At 39.1% G+C, this 4,422-nt stretch carries 3 protein-coding genes; all 3 read right to left on the minus strand.

The features are described from left to right. Positions 1-447 precede the first annotated feature (447 nt). Positions 448-765, minus strand: a complete 318-nt coding sequence (locus tag PX636_RS13905) for a DUF433 domain-containing protein (protein ID WP_288117608.1) — start codon at positions 763-765, stop codon at positions 448-450. Between the two features lie 1,033 nt (positions 766-1,798). Further along, complete coding sequence (locus PX636_RS13910) at positions 1,799-2,266, minus strand: hypothetical protein (protein ID WP_288117609.1); 468 nt, start codon at positions 2,264-2,266, stop codon at positions 1,799-1,801. A gap of 346 nt (positions 2,267-2,612) precedes the next feature. After that, on the minus strand, positions 2,613-3,680 hold the full coding sequence (locus PX636_RS13915; protein ID WP_288117610.1) for a hypothetical protein: 1,068 nt from the start codon (positions 3,678-3,680) through the stop codon (positions 2,613-2,615). Between the last annotated feature and the right edge of the window lie 742 nt (positions 3,681-4,422).

The raw sequence follows: 4,422 nt of genomic DNA on the forward strand, positions 1-4,422 counted from the left end.
CTGGGGTTGTCTCTTTCATCGCTGATCTTTCAACGTAAAGTGCTTATTATATAACGATTATACTCTATTATACTCTTGTTGATCGTTTAAGTCCCATTATTATATCATTAATTAAAAAGGAATCCAATCGACAATATCGATCCATTCTTCCGCTTCGGTAGTTTCCCAAATCATAATTAATTCTTCGGCTAGTTTTCCCGTTGTTGTTGTGGGACGTATCTAAAACAGCCCCCAGATTTGTTGATTTTTTTGCCAATATTCTTCTAAATGTTTAGGCATACTGGTACGATTATCTGTCACCAAGAGTCGTTGAGATAATCAGGGTCAAGAGTTCCTAACGGTGGTGTATTCGGCTCTCCAATGCGTAAAATATCTATCTCTGGATTTAACCTTAAGACAGCGACTTTCAAGCGGGGGATAAGTTTTCATCGAGTAAAAACTTGATTTTCATACCTTGACAGAATCTTGCCTTTGCTGTTTAATTCTTCTCATCTTTTCTCGTTGAGGCGAAGGATTTTTCAGTGCTTCATGGTAGCGAGTCTCTCGCCAATTCTGGAGGCGCAATAAATAGGCATCAATTTTTTGCCGATTCTGTAAATAATAAGTAATAGTTGCGTAGATTTTCTCTAAACTTAGATCGGGATAGATAGCATTTATTTCTTCTGGGGTATAGCCTTCCAAGAAATAAAAGAGTACGTTGTCAATTCCGAGCCGATGACCTTTGATTCTAATATCATCTTCGGAGATAAATAAGTACCTAAGCAAAATTAATTACACATATCTAACCACCTCTTGCCTCTTGCCTCTTGCCTCTTGCCTCTTGCCTATCTTCACTAGGAAATTAATTTTGCACGACTACTTAAGAAATAATCTTCTAGTTGCATAATTAATTTTCCCCTTAATTTTATTTCATTTTTACCGCTTATTTATAGTATTTCCTGTTCGCAGGAGGTACATTATCAATGTTAAAAAGCTTAATCAGCAAAGGTTTAACTGTGCCACACAGGTGTGAGAACCTCTATATTAATGTTTTATCATAATTAGTTTACCTTGTGCTTCCCTTGTTTTCAAACCTTTAACCGGGATAAACTGCCCCGCGGCCATAACCCCGGCTGCTATGCTGGCAGCCACTATGACGGAGCTACTTTAACGGGAAGTCTGGATTATCGGCTGGCCGCCGAAATATGTCGGGAACTCGATGCCATCGAGCGAAAGAATTGACGAGATTATCGAAATCCACCTATCGACTATCGGCAACCAGCGCACATCGACCGAGGAAAGGTCAGCGCGGCAGAAACATCAGGCTGTTTTGGGGGAATTGAACGGTCTTTGCTGATTTCGGCGGTCACTGTCCCTGCCTAACGCTCTCTAATGCCATTTTTCAAAAGTAATGGCAGAGATGGTTAATTGCCCTCAACCCCAATCCCTCTCCCAGAAAAGAAGAAAAGAGTAATATACTTGCCACGAATAAAGAAAAATGGTATGATCCTCCCGATTCCGAAAAATAGATCGTTAATGGCGACGATCAGGAAAGATCAGAGAATCGGGGAAATCCTGAAAAATTAAAGGATCTTGCGACTCGGTATGGTGGTTTTATCCGGTATTTTCAAGTTATTAGCCCTCGAAGATTTCTAGAGCGAGTTTATCCAAATAGTCAGTCTATAGATTTACTCGAAGAAATGTTTAAAAAGTTCAAATCTGTGGCTGAAAATATTATTGTCTAGTTAACAATCAGTTTCTGAAAACCCTATTATCTTGTTTAGTTTAGTCCTTTTCAAACATTGTCTAAGCGTATTTTTCATTCTTTTACACTGAAACTTAGCGAATACATAAATATGCTTCCAACGGCATAGGATAGGGTATTGGCGAGCAAACAGGCTTTCCAGATTTCTAGTCTAGAGAAATATCGTTTGAGAAAGTATTGTAAAAACAGTCCCTCTATTGCGACGGAGAGGATGAAACAAATAATATAGTAAATACTGATAGCCAGAAGATCGGCTGGAATATCAACCTCATTACTGCTCACCCAAGGCATCCAGATAACCAGCCACCAACCGCCATTAGCGAGAAGTGAGAGTCCAAATCCCAAAGCACCGCTAATAAAATTCGCATAAAATGCGGCAAAAGCACTCTTTTCTTCCCACCAGTTTCTGTATAGAGTGCGTGAAAGGACTATTGTTTCTAATGCAATTATAGCCGCCATGAAAATCCATCCTGGAGGCAACAATGCCCACAGACCAAAGCTTACATTGGCGATAAAGTGCATCTGACCACCTCGATTAGTAGAAATCGTTTCTTTTTTGTTATACCCATTTTTTATTTCCCACGCTAAGAGAGAAATTGTTAACTAGAGTCATTGAACAGTTACGTCATCATCTTGTTCTCTAATTAAGTAGCGTCACAACACCTATGGTATGCAAATATTTTGACATAGTGATCGCTTTTTTACCACAGCAGGCTTTTGAGGTTGGGGAGGGCAAGTGCCAACGCAGTCAGGCTGGTAATGCCTACGATCAGGAGGTTGGCAGAGTTTATGACATAGGCGTACTGGCAGGGATAACTGGTCACTCTCTACTATTAAAAGCACAAAGGGTGAGATAATCAGAGCGAAATTAATCAGAAGCCAAATCGCCAACTAACTCATCAATTTGAGGCGCTCCAAATCTTATACAATGGCTTTTAAAATTTGTTTGTTCTTCTGGTGTTAAAAATGTTACTAAGTCGGGATTGTCAACAGTCTCCTTCCATTCTTGCCTCATGACATGAAAGGAATTCTTCCATCCCGTCGATCTCATTCTGCCTTGATCTGTTTTGTTAAAGTAATAAAGACCAACAAAAAAGCCAAGAGGACCAGAAAATATATTATCTTCAAATTGCCGTAATTCGTTACAAATATTGCGTTTTTCCTCATAAGAACCCATGAGTATGTTTGTCCTTTCTTCTTGACGCCAACTAATGTGCTTATAAAGTAACTCACTGATAGATTCATCGTATTCCTGGAGAAGCTCATCCCGAATATCACTGGTACTGGGAACAGTTAGGATATCTCTGAAAGATATCAGCCAAGGTTTTAAAACTGGTTTCTCAACTTCCAACGTAATATAACTGCCAAGAACACGACAGTAAGGATGCCAAGTAATATCTCTTAATTTCCGTTCCAAGTTTTCTTTAGTAGACTCATTGCTAAGTTGTAGATTTATCGAACCATCAGATATTTTTTGAAATTGAGGTGGATAATCTACGAGGTTGTATTTAGAGTCTTTCAATTCAATTGCGGCATCGATTACAACAAAATCACCGTTTTGAGGTGGTGCGATTAGAAGAGGTTTTCCAATTGAACTGTCAAGTAGCCTTTGCTCTTCTTCAGATTGAGCATAGGCAATGTTATGGTAATACTTGCCTTTTTTTATGAATTCCGCTTGTAATTTATTGGCTCTATCAGATAAATTTTCCTGAGTCACTTGATCTGAGTTATCTTTATCTTTATGCTTCTCATTCCAGATTGTGCTTATTTCAAATATTTGATTTCCGATTTTTATTTCATTTAGAACGAATGGCAAGTGTTTCCACCATCTTGGTTGTCTTTTTTCCGACAAGGCGTTGCTGATATTGGGAACGTCAACTGCATATAGCGCAAACTTACTATAGTAGTGGAGTAAACTTTTCGGTAGTGTCAACATAAGGAATCTCCAACCTGTATGATGTTTTTCTTAACCAGTTAACCGCCAGCGGATGTCCCTTTCATTCTTGAGGACTAGGCTGAATAATCTTCGCCGCCACTGTCCCCACCGCAAACTGCTCCCTAAGAATAGCGATCGCACTTTAAATTCAAAAACACGCCATCGCCGTACCCGCCAAACCGACCTGCTAATAGTCGGGAAAAGCGACAAAAGGCTCTAATTGTTGCCCTCTTATTCAACCATCTTCATTCTATCCCCGATAATCTCAACGAATGAGGCTGTTTTCATAAATTTTAATAATTAGCTGATAGTGAATTGCGATAGCCGATGGCAGAAATATCCAGCGATCGCTAAGGTGATTAACGGGAGAAATGTAATCTTATCGATTTTGACCGTGCCACTATCCAAAGGAATAGATTAGATTTCTTGAAAAGACCGATGCGGGGAAATTGCCGAGTAATCACCCGAACTTTTTCCTTATCGGTAAAGATCGGGAGATGTGCATATTCTTGCCATTCCTAATACATCCGAGATCGCCCGTCCTGTCGAATTTATCTTTAGTTATAGGCCGACATTCCGCACATCTTCATATACTTTTATATATTTTTACATTCCCCAAGATGTTTTGACGAAAAACCTTCATTGTAGAAACTACTATTGAGAACACTTTCAATAACTTATTTTTTCTGAGAAAAAAATTACAATTCTTCACATTGATATACTTTGCACGGCTACAACTTGC

Origin of the sequence: Microcystis sp. M53598_WE2, from assembly GCF_030067735.1 — a bacterium.
GTDB lineage: Bacteria > Cyanobacteriota > Cyanobacteriia > Cyanobacteriales > Microcystaceae > Microcystis > Microcystis aeruginosa.